This is a genomic window from Streptomyces lacrimifluminis (genome assembly GCF_014646095.1).
GTDB classification, from domain to species: domain Bacteria; phylum Actinomycetota; class Actinomycetes; order Streptomycetales; family Streptomycetaceae; genus Streptomyces; species Streptomyces lacrimifluminis.
Map to the genome: position 1 here is coordinate 49,917 of NZ_BMMU01000022.1, position 19,580 is coordinate 69,496.

At 69.8% G+C, this 19,580-nt stretch carries 15 protein-coding genes; 9 read left to right on the top strand and 6 right to left on the bottom strand.

What is annotated here, in order from left to right; all coding sequences use genetic code 11:
- Positions 1-210 precede the first annotated feature (210 nt).
- Both IEY89_RS28105 and IEY89_RS28110 read left to right on the top strand, forming a co-directional pair.
- Positions 211-1,878 (top strand): M48 family metalloprotease, encoded by a 1,668-nt coding sequence (locus IEY89_RS28105; RefSeq protein ID WP_189150304.1) that lies wholly within the window; start codon positions 211-213, stop codon positions 1,876-1,878.
- Positions 1,875-2,984 (top strand): hypothetical protein, encoded by a 1,110-nt coding sequence (locus IEY89_RS28110; RefSeq protein ID WP_189150305.1) that lies wholly within the window; start codon positions 1,875-1,877, stop codon positions 2,982-2,984. The genes IEY89_RS28105 and IEY89_RS28110 overlap by 4 nt, the downstream gene beginning before the upstream one ends.
- A 194-nt stretch (positions 2,985-3,178) precedes the next feature.
- Here the strand turns inward: IEY89_RS28110 and msrA are convergent, their stop codons facing one another.
- Positions 3,179-3,691: a peptide-methionine (S)-S-oxide reductase MsrA gene (gene msrA / locus IEY89_RS28115; RefSeq protein WP_189150306.1), complete on the bottom strand. Its 513-nt coding sequence runs from the start codon at positions 3,689-3,691 to the stop codon at positions 3,179-3,181.
- A 305-nt stretch (positions 3,692-3,996) separates the two neighbouring features.
- Here msrA and IEY89_RS28120 point away from each other — a divergent pair, with 305 nt between their 5' ends.
- Both IEY89_RS28120 and IEY89_RS28125 read left to right on the top strand, forming a co-directional pair.
- Complete coding sequence (locus IEY89_RS28120) at positions 3,997-5,115, top strand: AI-2E family transporter (RefSeq protein ID WP_189150307.1); 1,119 nt, start codon at positions 3,997-3,999, stop codon at positions 5,113-5,115.
- Between the two features lie 367 nt (positions 5,116-5,482).
- On the top strand, positions 5,483-6,076 hold the full coding sequence (locus tag IEY89_RS28125; protein ID WP_189150308.1) for a DUF4291 domain-containing protein: 594 nt from the start codon (positions 5,483-5,485) through the stop codon (positions 6,074-6,076).
- Positions 6,077-6,174: 98 nt separating this feature from the next.
- Here the strand turns inward: IEY89_RS28125 and IEY89_RS28130 are convergent, their stop codons facing one another.
- Entirely contained in the window at positions 6,175-7,011 is an 837-nt protein-coding gene (locus IEY89_RS28130; RefSeq protein ID WP_189150309.1) for an MBL fold metallo-hydrolase, read from the bottom strand.
- A 327-nt stretch (positions 7,012-7,338) separates the two neighbouring features.
- Entirely contained in the window at positions 7,339-7,890 is a 552-nt protein-coding gene (locus IEY89_RS28135; RefSeq protein WP_189150310.1) for a DUF3455 domain-containing protein, read from the bottom strand.
- A 658-nt stretch (positions 7,891-8,548) separates the two neighbouring features.
- On the opposite strand from IEY89_RS28135, the gene IEY89_RS28140 reads away from it, so the two are divergent.
- The 4 genes from IEY89_RS28140 to IEY89_RS28155 all read left to right on the top strand — a co-directional run bounded on the left by IEY89_RS28140 (position 8,549) and on the right by IEY89_RS28155 (position 12,984).
- Complete coding sequence (locus IEY89_RS28140; RefSeq protein WP_189150376.1) at positions 8,549-9,484, top strand: DUF5829 family protein; 936 nt, start codon at positions 8,549-8,551, stop codon at positions 9,482-9,484.
- Positions 9,485-9,809: 325 nt separating this feature from the next.
- Entirely contained in the window at positions 9,810-10,868 is a 1,059-nt protein-coding gene (locus tag IEY89_RS28145; protein ID WP_189150377.1) for an ABC transporter substrate-binding protein, read from the top strand.
- Positions 10,865-11,896 carry a FecCD family ABC transporter permease gene (locus IEY89_RS28150; RefSeq protein ID WP_189150311.1) on the top strand — a complete coding sequence of 344 codons (1,032 nt, stop codon included), beginning with the start codon at positions 10,865-10,867 and terminating at the stop codon, positions 11,894-11,896. The genes IEY89_RS28145 and IEY89_RS28150 overlap by 4 nt, the downstream gene beginning before the upstream one ends.
- A complete protein-coding gene (locus IEY89_RS28155; RefSeq protein ID WP_189150312.1) occupies positions 11,893-12,984 on the top strand; it encodes a FecCD family ABC transporter permease in 1,092 nt (363 codons plus the stop codon). Before IEY89_RS28150 ends, IEY89_RS28155 begins: the two co-directional genes overlap by 4 nt.
- Before the next feature lie 125 nt (positions 12,985-13,109).
- On the opposite strand, the gene IEY89_RS28160 is transcribed toward IEY89_RS28155, so the two are convergent.
- Positions 13,110-14,150, bottom strand: a complete 1,041-nt coding sequence (locus tag IEY89_RS28160; protein ID WP_189150313.1) for an NAD(P)-dependent alcohol dehydrogenase — start codon at positions 14,148-14,150, stop codon at positions 13,110-13,112.
- A 170-nt stretch (positions 14,151-14,320) separates the two neighbouring features.
- On the opposite strand from IEY89_RS28160, the gene IEY89_RS28165 reads away from it, so the two are divergent.
- Positions 14,321-15,259 carry a helix-turn-helix transcriptional regulator gene (locus IEY89_RS28165; RefSeq protein WP_229695449.1) on the top strand — a complete coding sequence of 313 codons (939 nt, stop codon included), beginning with the start codon at positions 14,321-14,323 and terminating at the stop codon, positions 15,257-15,259.
- 76 nt (positions 15,260-15,335) lie between these two features.
- On the opposite strand, the gene IEY89_RS28170 is transcribed toward IEY89_RS28165, so the two are convergent.
- Positions 15,336-18,599: a S8 family peptidase gene (locus tag IEY89_RS28170; protein WP_189150314.1), complete on the bottom strand. Its 3,264-nt coding sequence runs from the start codon at positions 18,597-18,599 to the stop codon at positions 15,336-15,338.
- 271 nt (positions 18,600-18,870) lie between these two features.
- On the bottom strand, positions 18,871-19,554 hold the full coding sequence (locus IEY89_RS28175; RefSeq protein WP_189150315.1) for an ABC transporter ATP-binding protein: 684 nt from the start codon (positions 19,552-19,554) through the stop codon (positions 18,871-18,873).
- Positions 19,555-19,580: the final 26 nt, after the last annotated feature.

Sequence of the window (19,580 nt, forward strand, 5' to 3'; positions counted from 1 at the left end):
CAGAGGCGCCCGGGGCCGGGGCCGAGGGAGGACGGAGAGCTCCCTTCCTGACGCCTGCATTCCCACCCCGCACCCGGTGGCATGATCATGTCTTGCCTGCCCGCGTGCCCGTAGGCAATACTCCGCTTTCCCCCACCCGCCGGTCATGACCCCACCGCTCGGCCGCGCGCCCTTCCCACCGTCCCCGTTCCGTGGAGGGATCCCGGCCCGATGGGCTCGACCCTGCGCGCGCTGCGCGCTCTTGTACTGCTCGCCGGCTTCTATCTGCTCGGCGTGCTCCTGCTGGCGGCACTCGCCGGCGCCGACTACCTGCTCTTCGCGCACGGTCCGGCCGGCGTCGCGACAAAGCTGACCGCCGTCTCCATAGTGCTGGCGATCCCGTTGGCCCGTGGCCTGCTCATGCTGCGTACACCGAAGCCCGAGGAGCCGCCGGGCCTGTCCGTGACCGAGGTGGACGAACCGGAACTCTGGCGTACGGTGCGGGAGTTGGCCGACCAGGTCGGCACCCGTGCCCCGTCCCGCATCGTCCTCACCGGTGACGTCAACGCCGCCGTCAGCGAGGACGCCCGCCTGCTCGGTCTCCTCCCCGGCCCGCGCCGTCTCTGTCTCGGTGTACCCCTCATGCAGGGCCTGACCGAGGCCCAGCTGCGCGCGGTCCTCGCCCATGAACTCGGCCACTACGCAGGCTCCGACACCCGGCTGGCCGCCCTCACCCTGCGCGGACGTACCCAACTCCTGCGCACCATAAGGAACTTCGAGGAGCGCGCGGGCAGCGTGGAAGGCCGGGAGCGGGCCCGGCAGGAGCGGAAGAACGCCAAGGCCGAGGGCAGGGGCAAGAAGGGCCGGGAGATCGACACATACGGCGTGGGCGTCACGTACCGCACGCTGGCCCGGATCTACACCGCGTACGCCGAGTTGTACCTCCGCACCACGCTCGCCGACTCCCGCCGCCAGGAGTACGCCGCCGACGCCTCGGCCGCCCGGATCGCCGGCCGCGACGCCACCGCGTCCGCACTGCGCGAAATCCCGGTGCTGACCGGCGCGTTCGGGTTCTACGCGCGCAGCTACGCCGCCCTGGGCGCCGACGCCGGGCTACTGCCGCCGCACGGTGAGGTGTTCGGCGGCTTCGGCCGGATGCTGACCGCCCGCCAGCTCGAACTGGCGGGCCTGCGCAGCGAGTTGCCCACGGAGCCGACCTCGCCGTACGACTCCCACCCGGCCGTCGCCGACCGCGTACGCCGTATCGAGCTGCTCCCCGCCGACGGCCGCGCGGACGAGGCCCACGGCGCGGCCATCGCCGTACTGGCGGACGAGGAGCGCACGTTCGCCGCACTGGAGGACACGGTCCTGACCGAGGAGGTACGGCAGTCGCGGCGTACCTCCGACTGGCAGGAACTCCTCGACGGCGCGATGGCGGGCAATCTGGCCGCGCTCAACACCCCGCTCCACCGGGCCCTGGCCCTGTACACGAAGGACCGCCCCACCCTCCCGGCCCTCCTCACCCTCATCGACAACGGCCAACTGTGGCAGCTGGCGCGCCGGTTGCCGCTGTCGGACGAGGCGGTCGCGGCGAAGGGGCGTGCGTTCCGTGAGTTCGTACGTCCGACGCTGCACAACTCTCTGCACAGTATGGTGATGGCGGAGTTCAGCGCGCGGTCGCGGATGCGCTGGGAGTTCTCCTGGGAGCAGCCGGCGAAGGCACGTCTGCTCCCGGCACCGGGCAGCACACCGGACGACGGCGCCCCCGGGCTCGACGCCGCGATCGCCATCGCCGTGGACACGGCCCTCGCCGACCCCCCGGACACCGCCCCGCTGCGCGCCCTGCTTCCCCCCGCTCCCCGCGATCCCGCCTCCCGAGAAACGGACGCTCCCCGATGACCGTACTGCTCTGGATCCTGGGCATTCTGGCCGTTCCCACCCTGCTCGTCGTGCTCTGGCTGGGCGGGGTGTTCGTCAAGGAGTTCGCCGCCCAGATGAAGGGAACCGGCGGCGGCGAGGACGGTGGTGGTGCCGAGGCCGCCGAACAGCTCGGTCTCCTCCCCGCCGATCGGCAGAACACCGAATACGCGGGACCTCTGCCGGCCGGCTGGGAGGCTGCGTTCGCCGCCGTGCGTGGCGGTGACTGGAGGGCCGGCGCCGGGCTGTTGGACGGCATCGGGCGGAACTGGGATCTCCGGTCCATGGCCGTGGCGCATCTCGCCGGGTTCGCGGCGGAGGAGGACGACTGGCTGATCGCCTGGGAGGCCGACGGTCCCGACGACCCGGACGCGGCTGTGGTCCGGGCGAGCAGCACCGTCATGCTCGCCGGACAGCTCAGGGGTGCCCAGTGGGCCAAGCACACCACGCGGGAGCAGTTCGACGGGTTCCACCGGATGCTGCGGCGTTCCCGTGACGAGATAGCCCGGGCGGCGGCGCTGAACCCCGGCGACCCCACTCCGTACATCTCGGAGATCACGGTGGCCACCGGACTCAGCTACCCGCACTCCGAGATGGACAAGCTGTGGGCGCAGATCACCGCACGCGCCCCCCACCACTACGAGGCCCACTGGCGGGCGCTGCAGTACTGGTGCAAGAAGTGGTGCGGCTCGGAGCGGCTCGCGGCCGAGTTCGCCGAGCGCGCGGCGGCGTCCGCCCCACTGGGCAGCCTGTTGACGGTCCTCCCGCTGATCGCCCACTTCGAGCACGACGAGTCGGACGACAACGCCGCCGACCGCGCCCCGGAGATGATCGCCCGCGTGAACGCCGGCCTGGCCGACGCCGCAGCAGCCGACCCGGCCCACCCGCGCCTCCCGGAACTCCGCCACCTGCTGGCGTACTACCTCTCCCTCCAGGACCGCGACGAGGCCGCGATCGAGCAGTTCAAGCTGGTGGACGGGTACGTGAACGCGCTGCCGTGGCGCTATCACGGCAAGGGGATGACGGCGCGCTACTGCCGTATCCGGAACCTGTCGGCGCAGGCGGTCGTGTCGGCGGGGGCTGAGTAGGAGGCCACGGAGTGAGGGCGGCCGGGGCGAACCGACCCGGCCGGCCGACAGCGACGGGGGACGGGCGGCATCCGTCGATGTGTACAGGCGGAATGCGTCGATGGGGCACAGGCGGAATGCGGGCGGTATCGATCGATGGTGTCGTCACCGTCTGGTCCGGTCGGCCTCCGTCTTCCGCCGGGCCGCCTCTGCGGTCAGCCCTCCGCGCGGGCGGGCAGCCGCCATCCCGGGCGCGGGAAGTGGCAGGTGTAGCCGTCCGGGTAACGCTGCAGGTAGTCCTGGTGCTCGGGCTCGGCCTCCCAGAAGGGGCCGACCGGCTCCACCTCGGTGACGACCTTGCCCGGCCACAGTCCGGAGGCGTCCACATCCGCGATCGTGTCCTCGGCGATCCGCTTCTGCTCGTCATCCACGTAGTAGATCGCCGAGCGGTAGCTGAGGCCGATGTCGTTGCCCTGGCGGTTCTTGGTGCTCGGGTCGTGGATCTGGAAGAAGAACTCCAGGATCGTGCGGAAATCGGTGCCCGCGGGGTCGAAGAGGATCTCGATGGCCTCCGCGTGCGTGCCATGGTTTCGGTACGTCGCGTTCGCCACGTCGCCGCCGGTGTATCCGACCCGGGTCGCCGTCACGCCCGGGAGTCGGCGGATCAGGTCCTCCATCCCCCAGAAGCATCCGCCCGCGAGCACTGCCCTCTGCGTCTGCGCAGCCATCGAGGTCCCTCCAGTTTCTGTCAGCTCGGTCGCTCGGGCTGCTCGGCTCGCACACCACCGGCATCCCTTGCCCAGTTCGCTCAACGCGCGAGGGTTCCAGGCAATTCCGCGCCTTGCCGACCGGCCGGAAGGTCGGTGACCTCCGGCCACCGCGAGGAGGGCGCCGCCCTGCCGCGCAGTCCGGCTGCTGCCGCAAGAGCGGCCGAGGCCCGGGAGTCCGATTCAACCCGGGATCGTCATACGTGGGGGTCCGCACACTGCGAGCAGCCGTTTCGGTGTGACGTGAGTACCCATAGGGTGCATCCGTGACTGCCACCTTGAGTTCCACAAAAACCCGCGCCGCGCTCCGCACGACGGCGCGTGCCTCCGCAGAGTTGCTGCTCATACTTTTGATGCTCGCGGTGACTTTGTGGATCCTCGGCCGCATGTGGTCGGTCGTCTGGCCGCTCGTGGTCGGCCTGCTTCTGACCACACTGACCTGGCCACCGACCCGTTTCCTGCGTCGGCGCGGCTGGAAACCCGCCCCGGCCGCATCGGCCGTGACCGTGCTGTTCCTGCTGGTCGCCATGGGGTTCGTGGCGCTGATCGCGGTACCAGTGGCATCCCAGTCCGGCGAACTGACCGACGGCGTGGTCGAAGGCATCCAGAAGTTGCGGGAGTGGGCCGCCGGGCCGCCGTTGAACATCGGTGACGCCCAGATCAACAAGGCCTTCGACACCGCCGTCTCCCGCGCACAGGACGGCCTCGGCAGCATGGTCGGCGTTGTCGTCACGGGGGTGAGCACCGTGGTGAACGGCTTGGTCACCGCCGTCCTGGCCCTCTTCCTGATGTTCTTCTTCCTCAAGGACGGCCCGCGCTTCCTGCCGTGGCTCGCCCATCAGCTGCCCGGCCGGCTCGCCACCGACGTCCCGACCGTGGCCTCGCGCGGCTGGGACACCCTGGGTTCGTTCGTGCGCTCCCAGGCGGCTGTCGGCCTCCTCGACGCCGTCCTGATCGGCCTGGGCCTGTGGATTCTCGGGGTACCGCTGGTGCTCCCGCTGGCGGTGCTGACCTTCGTCTCCGCGTTCGTGCCGATCATTGGTGCCCTGTTCGCCGGTTTCGTCGCGGTTCTTATCGCGCTGGTCTCCAACGGCCTGACGGACGCACTGATCGTGCTGGCCATCATCATCGTGGTGCAGCAGTTGGAGGGCAACGTGTTCCAGCCCATGATCCAAAGTCGTGGACTCGGCCTCCACGCAGCGGTGATCCTGCTGGCGGTGACGTTGGGCGGCAACCTGGCCGGCATCGTGGGCAGTCTCCTCGCGGTTCCGATCGCCGCACTGATCGCGGTGGTCTGGAGCTATGTGCGCGAGCAGCTCCGAGAGCCGTCGGATCCGGGGACCGACGAGTCGGCCGCGGGTGCCGACGCCGCCGTCCCGTCCTGAAGGGCTCCCATTTCCTGCCTCCCCGCACAGAGCATGGGAGACCAGTGATCAGCTCCCGGCCGGCCACAGGGCGGCACAGGCCGGTCGGGACGGAGATCCAGCTGGATCCATCTGGACGGCCCGTTCGAGACGAACCGGGAGCGTCCTGCCCGACGGGCGCAGCTCCCGCACCGGAGACCCCCGGACAAGTACCGGTGCCGTGACCCCAGGGGCCCGAAGAGGGCGGCCGTGGCACGGGTAACTGGCGACTGGCGACTGGCAACTGGCAACTGGCAACTGGACGGTCCACCTCGGATGCTCTCCCTCGCGGTCAGGGCCCGCCGAAATTCAGTAGCCGCCTGACCAGGCGGAGCCCACGCTGTACGCCATGGAGCAACCCCAACACGGGATCCGTGCGGCCTACGCCGAGTCCACGATCACCGTCTACCAGGCGTACCCGCCGGAAATCGGCCTGCCCGCTGCCCGCGAGGGCCGTTTCTCCAGTGGGTGGAAGCGGGACAGGATGACTTGGATCAAGCCCTCTTTCCTGTGGATGATGTACCGCTGCGGCTGGGGCACGAAAGCGGGGCAGGAGACCGTCCTCGCTGTCGAGATCAGCCGTGAGGGCTTCGAGTGGGCGCTGCGCCATGCGTGTCTGTCGAGCTACGTCCGCGGAGTGCACCCCGACCGAGCCACCTGGCAGCGCCAGTTGAAGCGTGCCCCCGCTCGGGTGCAGTGGGACCCCGAGCGCGATCTGCGCCTCCAGACCCTGCCGTACCGGTCCTTGCAACTGGGTCTCGCCGGTGAGGCCGTACGGCGCTACGCGGACGACTGGACTGTCGCCATCAGCGACGTGACCCCGCTCGCCCACGAGATCCACGCCCTCGTCAGCGTCGGCGACTTGGACTCCGCTGCCCGGCTGCTACCCCAGGAACGCCCTTATCCCGCTGGAGACGAACCTCTTGCCCACCTTCTGGGGTGATGGGACGAACGGACTGACGTCCTGCCCGGCCGGTGTTGCTCCGCGGCCGGTGTTGCTCCGGCACCGGAACCCGACCGCTGACGGAAACGGCGTTGGAGTCACACCGGGCTGCCAGGTGCGGGCTGGTTCCCGCCGCCAGTGGGCTCGAAGCCGGCCAGCATCTGCTCCAGTGCCGCCTGGTCCGGTCCCATGAACGCCGATTCTCCCGGTGCTGAGCCCAGCGTGTCGATCATCACCCCGGTTACTCCCGGGGCCGGCGGCAGATGTGTGGAGAGGATGAGCTCCGGGTCCCTGTCCCGCAGGAGCCGGAAGGTACCGAGGAACTTCTGGACATCCACGGTGTGCACCCACGGGCTGTCGATCGTGGCCCACAGCAGCTGTGCGGCCCGCAGGTCATCCACGGCGACCGCGCGGACGTCGTCAGCGTGTGCCAGTTCCGCGCTGGACATCGGCCCACCGAAGCAGTCGGAGCTGAAGCAGACGCCCGACCGGTCGTCGAAGAGGCCGACGGTGGCCGGGTTGTCGAACAACGGCGGTCTGAACCCCGTGAGGGTACGGTCGCCGACATCGAGACTCTGACCCGGATTGAGCAGATACAGACGGTCGAGCGGCAGCGGCCGCTCGCAGGACATGATCCCGGCGGAGAGAAACGTGGTCACGACACGTGCCTCGGGCGCCGCGGCGAGCAGGTCGAAGATGCCACCCGTGTGATCACGATCCGGGTGCGTGAGCCAGATCCAGCGCACATCCGCCGGATCCACCACGGAACCGACCGCCTCCAGGAAGTTCCGGTCGGGCAGCCCGAGTCCCGTGTCGATGACGACGGGCTGCGCAGCGAGCAGTACGAAGGCATTCACCGGCAGGTGTCCGATCCCCGGCACCTCAAGGCTGTCATTCAGAACTCTGATGTCCGGGCGAACCTTGTGAACCGACATATCGCATCTCCACATCCCCCCCGGGGAGTGATCGCGCCGCGGCCTGCTTTTCCATCGTCACCCTTTCCCCCAGGCATCGCATCCCGGCCACGACACCAGGGCGGACGCGGGACCGAAGGGCCACATGGCCAGCCAGTCGCTGCCGGTGGACAGGGACAGGGACTGCGCGGGATCTCGTTGCCGAGCGAGGATACGAAGGGCTTGCGGTGGGACTGGGACCGTCGCGGAGACGCGACGGTCCCCGGCGTCTGACGCTACCGGGGACCGCCGCCCTACGTTCCTTGCGTTCCTTCTGGCCGTGGAATCAAGGAAGTTGACGAGCCGTGACTACTTGGCGGGCTTGTAGAACGTGTACGTCGCGGAGTAGTGAACGCTCGTCTGGTCGGCCCCGGTGCAGGCGGTGGCGGGGGCGACGCCGCCGCGGGTGTTGAGACGCTGGATGTAGGAGACACCGGCGAAGACGCCGGTGCCGCGCGTGGCGGTGGACTGCAGGAGGAGTTCCGGGATCGTGCCGGTCTTGGGGGAGTTGGCGATGGCCGCGGCGTTGACCGCGCTGCCGTCCACCGTGGACACCCAGACGGGGCCGCGGGAGTGGAGGGCCACGGTGCGGCGGGAGTGGTCGTTCTTGGCCCAGAGGGTGGCGGCGGGTTCCAGCAGCTTCCAGGCGCCGTCGGTGCAGGTGTAGGTCTGGACGCCCTCGGCGGAGAAAACGCCGGTCAGCCTGGTGCCGTCGGGAACCTTCAGCGCGGCGGGAGCGTCGACGCCGGGGCGGGCGGACTGCGAGGGTGCGGCCTGGCCGGCGGTCGCGCTCAGGAGCGTGCCGGCGGATACGGCGACGAGAGCCGTGGTGGTGAGGATGAGACGCTTGGCGAGTTTCATCGGGTTTGTCTCCAGAACGTTTTCTGAACTCTGAACTCGGAAATCTGAACCAGGTCGTGGGTGCGGCACGGATGTCACGCATGCCCCTGTGCCGGGACTGTGCGGTTCGCCGACCTTCCGGGCACGGTAATCGGTCCTGCGGCCTCAGTTCCGCGCCGCCGTGTGAGGATCAGCTACGGGAAGATGAACAACTCGTGTGTACCACGGCCTAGTTGAGCGTGCTGACCGCAGGGTCCCCGGTTGGCGGGACTGCCCGGCGGAGATCATCACGTCTCACGAGTAGGGAGTATCGCCGTGCGGGTTTCTGCCGACGAGGGCCTGTGGGGCATGCGGACGGGCAGGCCGCCGCGCACTCCGGGCGTCCGACGTACCGTCAGGGCAACCTGGCACGGCCGGTTGCGGAGCCCGAAAGGACGGCGAGCGAGGCTTGGTGTGACGGGGAATCATCCGCCGTGTGCGTCACCGTCGATCGCGTGACGCCGCCGCGGGGCGAAGGCGATGACGGCCGCGATCAACGCGGACGTGGACGCGATGCGAACCGGTGACGGCCGCGACCGGCATCGCGACGGCTGAAAACAGCGCGCCCAGCGGTCACGAAAGTCAGACGCAAATCCTCCGCCCTACCATCGCTGACATGCTGCTTCGACGAACATTGCGGATGATCATGGTCATCATTGTGGCCCTCGCGGCGGGGGTGCAAGGTGGGGCCGCGAGCGCGATACCCGCTCGGGAGAAGCAACCCCCTTCGTCCGGACGGCAGTTGCTCTACTACAACCACGCCTACGGGGTGTTCGACCGGCAGACCGCCGACGCGATCGAGCATTCCGCGTACCTTCGGAAGTTCGCCGACTTCCAGGTCCGCACCACGACCGGGGCCAACGGCGAGACCTGGACCGGCCGGTATCTGATGGGCCGCGAGACCTACCTCGAACTGTTCGGCATCGGTGACGCACCGGGTCAGGACGGCACCCTCGGCTGCACCGGGGTGGGCCTGTCGACCGAGCGGGCCGGCGATCTGGCCACCGTCGTCCAGCGGTTGCGGGCAGCAGGAGTCAGCGACCCGGTCCTGTTCCGCCAGACGCGGGACTTCGGCGACGGCGTCCCGGTGCCGTGGTTCGACGCGGTCTCCCCCACCCTCCAGTACGACGCCTACGGCGCCTGGGCGATGGAGTACACGTCCGAGTACTTCGCCGACCCGCGCAGCAACACCGAGCCGGCCGCCTCCCCCGGTGACGTCGGCCGGGAACGCTATCTGCCCGACCTCTACCGCCACCACCTGATGCGGGACGTCACCTCGGTCCGCCTCGCGGTCACCGCCCGCGACCTCGCCAGTACCGTGCCACTGCTGCGGGCCGGGCGCTTCTCCGTCCGGTCGCTGGCGGACGGCGGCATCGTCGCGAAGGGCGGCGGCACCACGATCCGCTACGACGTCGTCGCGCGCGAACACGCGAGGATGCGCCGGGTCGAGATGTCCCTCAACCGGCCCGTGCCCTACCGGCACATGGAACGGCTCGGCCGTTCGACCCTCGTCGTCGGCCCGGGCGCCCACGCCGTGTGGACGTTCGACGACACCTACGGGACCGGACGACCGTAGGTCTCTTCCCGACGGGATCCCAGGGGTCCCGTCGGGAAGATTCGCACCCCGGCCAGGCCCCGCTGCCCCCGTTGTCCCCGCCGCCCCCGCTCCCGCACGGCCGCGTAAGGATCTCCAGACCGCGGCCGTGCGGATCCTCGGAGTACGCTCCCCGCCCGCCGTCGTTCGTGTTGACCTCGCGAGGGCGGCAGTAAGACGGGTCCGCCCAGTACGTGCCCCTCCACGTCACCACCCCCGGTCGGTACCGCACAGGAGACAAAGTTAAGGTAAGCCTTGCCTTAGCAATGCCCGAGTGACCGAACAGCAAATCAGCGGAGTGAACCCAGTGCGCACGTCGTCGAAGTGGCAGCCCCTCGTGGTCGCGATCCTCGCCGGAGGGCTGCTGACCAGCTGCTCCTCGGCCTCCGACAACGATGCCAAGGCGGCCGGCGCCGAAGCCCGCAACCCCGTCATCGGGGCCTCCGCAGGCACCGCCGACGGGCCCTCCGCAGCCCCCTCCGCCCTCGCCTCCGGCATGGGCTCCGACGTAGACACGGACGGCACCTTCCCTCGTACGGTCACGCACTTCAAGGGCTCCACCACCCTCAAGGCCGCGCCCACCCGGGTCGCCGTCCTCAGCACCGGGCAGCTCGACGACCTGCTCTCCCTCGGGCTCGTCCCCGCGGCCACCACCCGCGCCGGCAACGCCGGGATCGTCCCCGACTACCTCGCCGACGCCTTCCCGCAGGACAAGGCGAAGCTCGCCGCGATGACCGACGCGGGAACCCGCCAGGCGCCGAACCTCGAAACCCTCGCCGCCGTAAAGCCCGATCTCATCCTCGCCAACGACTCCCTCGGCGACCTCTATCCCAAGCTCTCCAAGATCGCCCCGACCGTCGTCACCGCCGGCAACGGCATCAACTGGAAGCGCGATCTGCTGCTCGTCGGGGAGGCGGTCGGCAAGGGACAGCAGGCCCGGAAGATGGTCGAGGACATCGCCGCCGACGCGGCGGAAGAAGGCAGCGGACTCGGCGCCACCACCGTCTCCATGGTCCGCTTCACCCCCGACCGCACCCGTATGTTCGGCGTCTCCTCCTTCACCGGGTCCATCGCCGTGGACATGGGGCTCGGGCGGCCCAAGTCCCAGCAGTTCAAGGCCATTTCGGAGGACATCGGGGCCGAGAGCATCGATGTCGCCGACGCCGACTGGATCTTCTACTCCGTGCAGGGCGACGCCGGCAAGACAGACGCCGAGAGTGTCGTCGCCGGGCCGCTGTGGAAGTCGATGAAGGCCGTCACCGCCGGGCACGCCGTCAAGGTCGACGACGACCCCTGGTACCTCAACGCCGGCCCGACCGCCGCCCGTCTCGTCGTACGGCAGCTCGCCGAGCGCCTCGGCAAGTGACCGCACGTACCGGACGTGCGGTACGTACCGCACGTGCAACGGCCACCGCCGTCCTCGTCCTCCTCCTCGCCCTCCTGGTTGTCGCCGGTGTCGCGCTGCTCAGCCTGGCCGTCGGTACCCGTGCCGTGCCGCCGGGTGCCGTTCTCGACGCGTTGCTGAACGGCGGGAACACCCCGGACGCGCTGGTCGTACGTTCGCTGCGGGTGCCCCGGACCGAGATCGGGCTCACCGCCGGGGCCGCCCTCGGGCTCGCCGGGGCCGCGCTGCAGGCCGTCACCCGTAATCCGCTCGCCGACCCGGGCATCCTCGGGCTCAGTCAGGGCGCGGCGGCCGGTGTCGTGATCGCCATCGCGCTCGGGCTCGCCAACGGCTTCGGCGGGTACGTCTGGTACGCCTTCGCCGGGGCCGTCGCCGCCGCCTGTCTCGTGTACGCCATCGCCGCGCGCGGCCGAGGCGGCGCCTCGCCCGTGAAACTCGCACTGGCCGGTACCGCCCTGTCCGCGATGACCGCCGGGGCCACCACCGTCGTACTGACCTCCTCCTCCGCCACACTCGACCAGTTCCGCTTCTGGCAGGTGGGCGCGCTCAGCGGGCGGGACGCCGACACCGTGGGGCGCATGCTGCCGTTCCTGCTCTGCGGGGCGCTGCTCGTGCTGGGCTGCGCCCGTGGTCTCGACGCCCTCGCGCTCGGCGACGACACGGCCCGGGCGCTCGGGCACCGGGTGCATGCCGTGCGGGTGTCCGCGGCGCTCGGCGCCACCCTGCTGACGGCCGCCGCGGTCGCCGCCGCCGGGCCGATCGCGTTCATCGGCCTCGCCGTGCCCCACCTGGCCCGACGCCTCGTCTCGGGCGGCCATCGCCATGTCCTCCCGCTGTCCGCCCTGCTCGGTGCCGCGCTGCTGCTGGCCGCCGACGTGGCCGGACGGGTCGTACGGGCCCCGGCCGAGGTCCCCGCAGGCGTCATGACGGCGCTGGTGGGCGTGCCGGTGCTGGTGGTGCTCGTACGGCGGAAGGTGGCGAGCACGTGACCGGCACGCAGGTACGGCAGCCCGCCCGGGGCAGCTCCCTGCCATCCGGGGTCACCGTGCTGCGGACCCGGCCGCACCTCTCCCTCCTCCTGCACCGGCGGTCCGCCGCCGTCTCCGTCGGACTTCTCGCGCTGCTCGCCCTGGTGATGGGGGTGTCGGCGTGCGTCGGGCAGACGTTCGTCCCGCCCGGGGAGGTGTGGGCGACCGTGCGGAGCGGGGGCGGGGCGCACGACCTCGTCGTCAACGAGCTGCGGGTGCCGCGGATCGTGCTCGGGGCGCTCGTCGGGGCCGCCCTCGGGCTCGCCGGGTCGCTCGTGCAGAGCGTGACCCGCAATCCGCTGGCCAGCCCGGACGTCATCGGGGTCGGGCACGGGGCAGCCGCCGCGACCGTGCTGGCGCTCACCACCGGGACGGTCGCCTCCCCAGGTGCCATGCCCGCCGTGTCCGTCGCGGGCGGGCTCGCTGCTGCCGCGCTGGTGTACGTGCTCGCCTGGCGCCGGGGGATGCAGGCGAGCCGGTTCGTGCTCACGGGGGTGGGGATCGGCGTCGCGCTCTCGGCGGTGGTGCAGCTCTACCTCGCCGACAGTGAGCTGGAGGCCGCCGAGCAGGTCAAGCTGTGGCTCACGGGGAGTCTCAACGGGCGGGGGTGGGAGCAGGCGGGGCCGCTGGGCGTCGTACTGCTGCTGTGTCTGCCCGCGCTGGTGTGGGCGAGCCGGGCGCTGCGACCGCTCGGGCTCGACGCCGACACCGCCGCCGCGCTCGGGGTACGGGTGCAGCGGACACAGCTCGGGCTGACCGTTCTCGGGGTCGTCCTCGCCGCCACCGCGACCGGCGCCGCCGGGCCGATCGGGTTCGTCGCGCTCACCGCGCCCCAGCTGGCCCGGCGCCTCACCCGCGCACCTCAACTACCGCTGCTGGGCTCGGCGTTGACGGGGGCGGTGGTGCTGGTCGGGGCGGATCTGGTGGCCCGTACGCTGCTGCCCCCACTGGAGATCCCAGTGGGGGCACTCACGGCGCTGGTGGGCGGCCCGTACCTGCTGTGGCTCCTGGCAGCCCCTGGAGGACAGGGGCGCAGCCCCGTCCTCTAGGGGCGCTGGGCTGTGTCGATATACGGCTCCGCCGCGACGGGGGTCCCCCCGCTCGAGCGAAGCCGAGAGTGAGGGAGCGACAAGCCACGAAGCACCCGCAGCCGAGTACGCGCACCCCGACGGAGTCAGATCGTCGCAGTGTCGATCACGAAGCGGTAGCGGACGTCGCTCGCGAGGACCCGCTCGTACGCCTCGTTGATCTCCGAGGCACTGATCAGCTCGATCTCGGAGCCCAGGCCGTGCTCGGCGCAGAAGTCCAGCATCTCCTGGGTCTCCTGGATGCCACCGATGCCGGAGCCGGCGAGGGTCTTGCGGCCGGCGATCACCGAGAAGAGGTTCAGCGCGACGGGCTCCTCGGGGGCGCCGACGTTCACGAACGCGCCGTCCGTCTTGAGGAGGGACAGATAGCTGTCCAGGTTCAGCGGGGCCGAGACCGTCGACAGGATGATGTCGAAGGTGCCGCGCAGCTCCTTGAAGGTGGCCTCGTCGCTGGTCGCGTAGTAGTGGGCGGCGCCCAGCTTCAGGCCGTCCTCCTTCTTGCGGAGGGACTGCGAGAGGACGGTGACCTCGGCGCCTAGCGCGTTCGCGATCTTGACACCCATGTGGCCGAGGCCGCCCATGCCGAGGATCGCGACCTTCTTGCCGGGGCCGGCGTTCCAGTGCTTCAGCGGGGAGTACGTGGTGATGCCGGCGCAGAGCAGCGGCGCGGCCACGTCGAGGGCCAGGCCGTCGGGGATGCGGACGGTGTAGCTCTCGTCCACGACGATCTTCTGGGAGTAGCCGCCGTACGTCGGCTCACCGTTCTTGTCGAGGGCGTTGTATGTGCCGACCATGCCCTTGAGGCAGTACTGCTCCAGGCCGGCCACGCAGTTCTCGCACTCGCGGCACGAGTCGACCATGCAGCCGACACCCACGTGGTCGCCGACCGCGAACTTGGTGACACCGGAACCGACCGCCTCGACGACACCGGCGATCTCGTGGCCCGGGACCATCGGGAAGATGGCCTCGCCCCAGCCCTCGCGGGCCTGGTGGATGTCGGAGTGGCAGATACCGGCGAACTTGATGTCGATCAGGACGTCGAACTCGCGGACCTCGCGACGCTCGATGGTGGTGCGCTCCAGGGGAGCCTTGGCGGAGGGGGCGGCGTATGCAGCGACAGTGGTCATGCCGGAGTTCTCCTAGGGGGATTTCGCACCCGGCCGCCTTCTGACCGGGTGCGACGTTCAGTCTGCCCAAGGTTTCCGCGTTCACCCAGTCCACGGTTCTGCGTACGTCCAGCGGTCCTACCACTGGCGGGGTCAGGCTCGTGTTCGTACGACCGGGAATACTGGACCCTATGGACGAACATCCCGATCGCGCCGATCGCACGTATCCGGCGGACGCCTCCGGGAACGGGCGGAGCACCGGTGGGGCTCTGGACCGGCGTGCCGAGCTCAGCGAGTTCCTGCGCACCCGGCGGGCCCGGCTCAAGCCGGAGGACGTGGGGCTGCCGGACTTCGGGCGGCACCGCCGGGTGCCGGGGCTGCGCCGCGAGGAGCTGGCCCAGCTGGCCGGGGTGTCCGTCGCCTACTACACGCGGCTCGAACAGGGCAACGGGCGGAACGTCTCCGCGGAGGTCCTCGACGCCATCGCCCGTGCCCTGCGGCTGACGGGCGCCGAGCACGCCCACCTCACGCACCTCGCCAAGCCGAAGCAGCACAAGAAGAAGCCGTCGGTGCGGGCCCAGGTCGTACGCGGGACGCTGCGGCAACTGCTCGACACGATGGACGGGGTCCCGGCGTACGTCGCGGGGCGGCGTACGGACATCCTGGCGTGGAACGCGATGACCGCCTCCCTCTTCGGGGACTGGGCCGAGCTGCCGCCGCAGGACCGCAACTGGGCGCGGCTGGTGTTCCTGCGGCCCGAGTACCACGACCTGTTCATGGACTGGGAGCAGAAGGCGATCGACATCGTCTGCCATCTGCGGATGGACGCCGGCTGCTATCCGGAGGACCCGAGGCTGTCCGCGCTGGTGGGCGAGCTGTCGGTGAAGAGCGAGGAGTTCCGGCGGCTGTGGGCGACCCACGACGTCAAGGAGAAGACCTACGGGGTGAAGCGGTTCCGGCATCCCCTGGTGGGTGAACTGACCCTGAACTTCGAGTCGTTCAGGCTCCCGGACGACAGCGACCAGACCCTGATCGTCTACCACGCGGAACCGGGTTCCCCCTCGGCGGAGGCGCTGCGGCTGCTGGCGAGCTGGGGCCGTGACGCGACGAGGGCGGGCGCGGGCGCCTGACCGGGCCGAAACGCACGGACGGCCGGCCGGGGATTTCCCCGGCCGGCCGTCCGCCAACACCTACGTCAACGGCGACCTACTTGCCGTAGTACGCGTTGTAGATCGAGATCGTCGACTTGTTGCCCTTCTTGTCGCTGATCTTCGCGTGGAAGGAGATCGCCGCCCCCTTCGCCGGGTTCACGACGGTGACCTTCCCGTTCTTCACGGTCAGCTTCTTCCAGGTCTTGCCGTAGTCGTACGACGCGTACACCGACAGCGACTTCAGGTTGCTGCCGCGCGCCGCGCCCTCGACGATGACCGGGAACGTCGCCTTCTTGCCCGCCGCGACCTTGTTGTCCAGGCCGACAGCAGCGTTGAAGCGGGCCGAGGAGACCGGGAGCTGGGCCCCGTCCTCCCCCGGCTTCTTGGAGCGGAACGTCCAGCTCGCGTCGACCCGCGTGGACGCCTGGGCGACCTTGACGCTGCGCTTGACCGACGTCGTCAGCTTGTACGCGGCGTCGCCCGCCGGAACCGTGAACGCCTTACCGCCGAACAGCGGGTCGTCGTTCGTGCCGACCTTCTGGCCGTTGCGGTAGAGCGTCGTCGTCACCGAGGTGAAGTCGGACGAGCCGGGGTGGCCCGCGCCGTCGGAGAACAGCGGCACCAGACCGTAGATGTCGTTGCCGTCACGGAAAACGCCGTACTCCGGAAGCAGACGCGGCCCGAAGACCGCGTTGTTGAAGGTGCGCGCGTATGTGCCGCCCGGCTTCACCGTCTGCGGGATCCCGAGCGTGTAGTAGGCCTCGGGGATCGAGAAGCCCTGTGCGTCCTTGCCCTTGAACTGGGTGAAGTCGAAGAGCCACTGGACCTTCTCACCGGTGGACACGTGCACCGTACGGGTGGCCGGCAGGGCCTGCTCGACGAGCGTGCCGAAGCCGACATCCTCGGGCAGGAGGGCGATCGCGCCGAGCCCACCGGTCTTGTCGGGTGATCCGGCACCGAGCCGGTTCGACACCGTGGCGAACTCGCTCGCCTTGAAGTGGCGGACCTTGTCGCCCTGGATCTTCTTGACCTTGGCGGTGGTGATCACGTCGTACTCCGCGCCCGCACCCTTGCTGAACTGGCCGAACCACTTCTGCGAGAGGCCGGTGACCTCCGGGCCAAGGTGGGCCATCCGCACGTTCGCGAAGGAGTCGAGGTTCACCTCGATACCGATGCCCGGCACGTCGTACAGGTAGCTGACCGTCACGCTCAGCGGCTTGGCGGCGGCGTCCGGCACCGTGATGTCCGCCGCCTTGGTGGTGCGGGCGTCGATCGTCACCGAGGTGTTCCTGGTGACCGCCAGCTTCGGCTGGACCACCCAGTCGAGGCCCGCACCGCCCATGTCGGGCCTGGTGAAGTCCTTCGCGATCCATCCGTCGAGGAGGTAGGTGCCCTTGGGCAGCCGCATGGTCGTGGTGCCGGTGGCGGCCGTCGGGACCTGGTAACCGCGGCCAGTGCCCAGGCCGGCGTAGCCGAGGAGGACCGTGTAGTACTCGCCCGTCGGCTGACCGGCCTTGTCGATGTGCTTGACGGTGACGTCGTACGACTCGACCTCACGGTTGACCGCAGCCGCCGTACGGACGCTCTGGGCGCCGGCCGTCGCCGTCACGTACGAGGAGTACGCGCCGTCGAGGGTGCCGCCCAGCTTGGTGTTGACGGTGTAGCCGACCGAGGCCGTGCCGCCCGCCGGGACCTTCAGGGTCGTCGCGGCCAGCTTGAAGAAGCCGGCCGGAGCGGCCTGGCCCTTCGGGTTGGTCGCGGTCGCCGTCAGCTTCAGCGTGACGTCGGTCGTGCCGAGGTTGCGGTACGTCAGCGGCTTGGTGACCGGGATGTCGTCGGTGTGCGGCCACGTCTGCGTGCCGAAGCTCACCGCGCCGGGGTCGGCGATCACGGTCTGCTTGATGGCCTTGTCGACCTGGATACGGCCCGAACCCTGCTGGAACGGCGTGTACTTGCCGCCCTTCGCGGACCCGGTGAGCGCGCCCTTGATCTCGGCATACGTCCAGTCCGGGTGCTCCTGCTTGAGGATCGCCGCCGCGCCCGCCACATGCGGCGTCGCCATCGACGTACCCGAGATGGAGACGTAACCGGCCGGGTTCTCGCCGACCTCCGCCTCGATGAGGCTGCCCTTGGCGGAGGCGGCCGATATGTCCACGCCGGGCGCGGTCACGTCCGGCTTGATGGCGCCGTCGCCGACGCGCGGGCCGGTGCTGGAGAAGTCGGCCAGCAGGTCCTTGTCGTCGACCGCGCCGACGGTGAGCGCCCTGTCGGCGCTGCCCGGCGAACCGATCGACTCAGGACCGGAGTTGCCCGCCGCGATCGCGAAGAGGATGCCCTTCTCGGCGGACAGCTTGTTGACCGTCGCCTCCAGCGGGTCCACCTCGGGGGTGTCCTGGCCGCCGAGGCTGAGGTTGACGACCTGGGCGCCCTGCTCGGCGGCCCACTCCATACCGGCGACGATGCCCGAGTCGTCACCGGAGCCGTTGTCGTCCAGGACCTTGCCGTTGAGGATCTTGGCGCCGGGTGCGACGCCCTTGTACTTGCCGCCCGACTTGGCCCCGGTGCCCGCCGCGATGGACGCGACGTGCGTTCCGTGACCGTACTTGTCGGTGGTGGTCGTGGCCATGGAGAAGTTCTTGGCCGCGATCACCTGGTTCTTGAGGTCCGGGTGGGTGGCGTCGACACCCGTGTCCAGGACCGCGATCTTGACACCCTTGCCGTCGTAGCCGGCCGCCCACGCCTTCGGCGCGCCGATCTGCGGTACGGACTTGTCGAGGCTGGCCTTGCGGGTGCCGTCGAGCCAGACGTGCGCGATCCCGGCGGCCGTTTTGTCGCCGTTGGTCACCGCGTCCCAGAGCTCGGGAGTGTCCTTCTGCGACGTCTGCACGGCGTCCGCGTTCAGGGACCTCAGCGTCTGGCGGAGGGTGCCCGCGTCACGGACATCGGCCCTGGTGGCGGTCGCCGCCCCCGAGTAGCCGACGATGACCTTCAGTCCCTTCTGCTGGGACTTGCGGGTCGCCTCCTTGTTCAACTCCGTGACGTCGAACAGCCGTTGGTCCAGCTTGCCGCCCGAGATCAGCCGGGCCGCGTCGGCCGGGATGACGAGCGTGTGGCCGTCGACCTTGCGGATCTGTACGGGTATCTTCTCGCGGCCGGCCGCCCGCTCCAGGCCGACGACGCGGCCCTTCGCGTCGACGGCGACACGGTCACCGGTGATCAGTGTGATGCGGTGCGTGGGCTTGAGCTTCTGGGCGGCGGCGCTGGTCACACGCTGCTGCTCGGCCTTCACATCGGCCTTCGCGGACGCCGGGCCGGTCATGCCCGCCGCGAGGGCAACTGCGGCCGCCGTGGCTACGGTTGCCGCACATGCTCTTTTTACTTCTGTGCGCAAGTCTCCCCCTGGAGCGCTGGCTGAAGTGCCGGGCAGTTCCCCGTTCACCCGGCTGGGGGAGTCCTGTACGCATGCGCGCACACCCCCCGACCGTGAATTATGCCGAGGGGTGATCAAGCGCTCAATAGTCTGGACGATTACGCATTGGCTGTTACGAGGCAGTTACGAAACCCTGCGGACTTTGCGGACCATGCGGGCTTTACGAACCGGCGTTCTCCTTCACAGTGATCTTCCCCTTACGGATGGTCGCCAGCCGCGGGGCCTTCTTCGCGATCGCCGAATCGTGCGTGACCATGATGAAAGTGAGCCCGAGCTCCTTCCACATGGTTTCGAGTACGTCCATGATCTCGTCGCGCATCGACTCGTCGAGGTTCCCGGTGGGTTCGTCGGCGAGCAGCACCTTCGGCTGCTTGACCAGCGCACGGGCGATGGCGACGCGCTGCTGCTGGCCGCCGGACATCTCCCCCGGCAGATGCCCGAGCCGCTCCCCGAGCCCCACCGACTTCAGCGCCTCGGCGGCCCGTTCACGCCGCTCCCGGCCTTTCACGCCGAGGGGTACGAGAGCGGTCTCGACGTTTTCCTGGGCCGACAGCGTCGGAATGAGATTGAAACTCTGGAAGACGAAGCCGATGTTCTCGCTGCGGACTTTGGTGAGGCGACTCTCGGACAGTTTGGCGAGATCTGTTCCGTCGAGGTCGATGCTGCCGTCGGTGGGGCGGTCCAGGCCGCCGAGCATTTGGAGGAGTGTCGACTTGCCGCCGCCGGTGGGGCCCTGGATGACGAGGCGGTCGCCGTCGGCGATGGTGAGGTCGATGCCGGCGAGGGCGTCCACGGTTTCCTTGCCTCGGGTGTAGCGCTTGGTTACGCCCTTGAGTTCGTACATGTGGGTGGCTCCTGGGTGAGGTTCGG

Bases quoted from the DNA above. Each gene is read 5' to 3' on its own strand.
- IEY89_RS28105 (WP_189150304.1), top strand. From the start codon at position 211: ATGGGCTCGACCCTGCGCGCGCTGCGCGCTCTTGTACTGCTCGCCGGC.
- IEY89_RS28110 (WP_189150305.1), top strand. From the start codon at position 1,875: ATGACCGTACTGCTCTGGATCCTGGGCATTCTGGCCGTTCCCACCCTG.
- msrA (WP_189150306.1), bottom strand. From the start codon at position 3,691: ATGGCTGCGCAGACGCAGAGGGCAGTGCTCGCGGGCGGATGCTTCTGG.
- IEY89_RS28125 (WP_189150308.1), top strand. From the start codon at position 5,483: ATGGAGCAACCCCAACACGGGATCCGTGCGGCCTACGCCGAGTCCACG.
- IEY89_RS28130 (WP_189150309.1), bottom strand. From the start codon at position 7,011: ATGTCGGTTCACAAGGTTCGCCCGGACATCAGAGTTCTGAATGACAGC.
- IEY89_RS28135 (WP_189150310.1), bottom strand. From the start codon at position 7,890: ATGAAACTCGCCAAGCGTCTCATCCTCACCACCACGGCTCTCGTCGCC.
- IEY89_RS28140 (WP_189150376.1), top strand. From the start codon at position 8,549: ATGATCATGGTCATCATTGTGGCCCTCGCGGCGGGGGTGCAAGGTGGG.
- IEY89_RS28160 (WP_189150313.1), bottom strand. From the start codon at position 14,150: ATGACCACTGTCGCTGCATACGCCGCCCCCTCCGCCAAGGCTCCCCTG.
- IEY89_RS28165 (WP_229695449.1), top strand. From the start codon at position 14,321: ATGGACGAACATCCCGATCGCGCCGATCGCACGTATCCGGCGGACGCC.
- IEY89_RS28170 (WP_189150314.1), bottom strand. From the start codon at position 18,599: ATGACCGGCCCGGCGTCCGCGAAGGCCGATGTGAAGGCCGAGCAGCAG.
- IEY89_RS28175 (WP_189150315.1), bottom strand. From the start codon at position 19,554: ATGTACGAACTCAAGGGCGTAACCAAGCGCTACACCCGAGGCAAGGAA.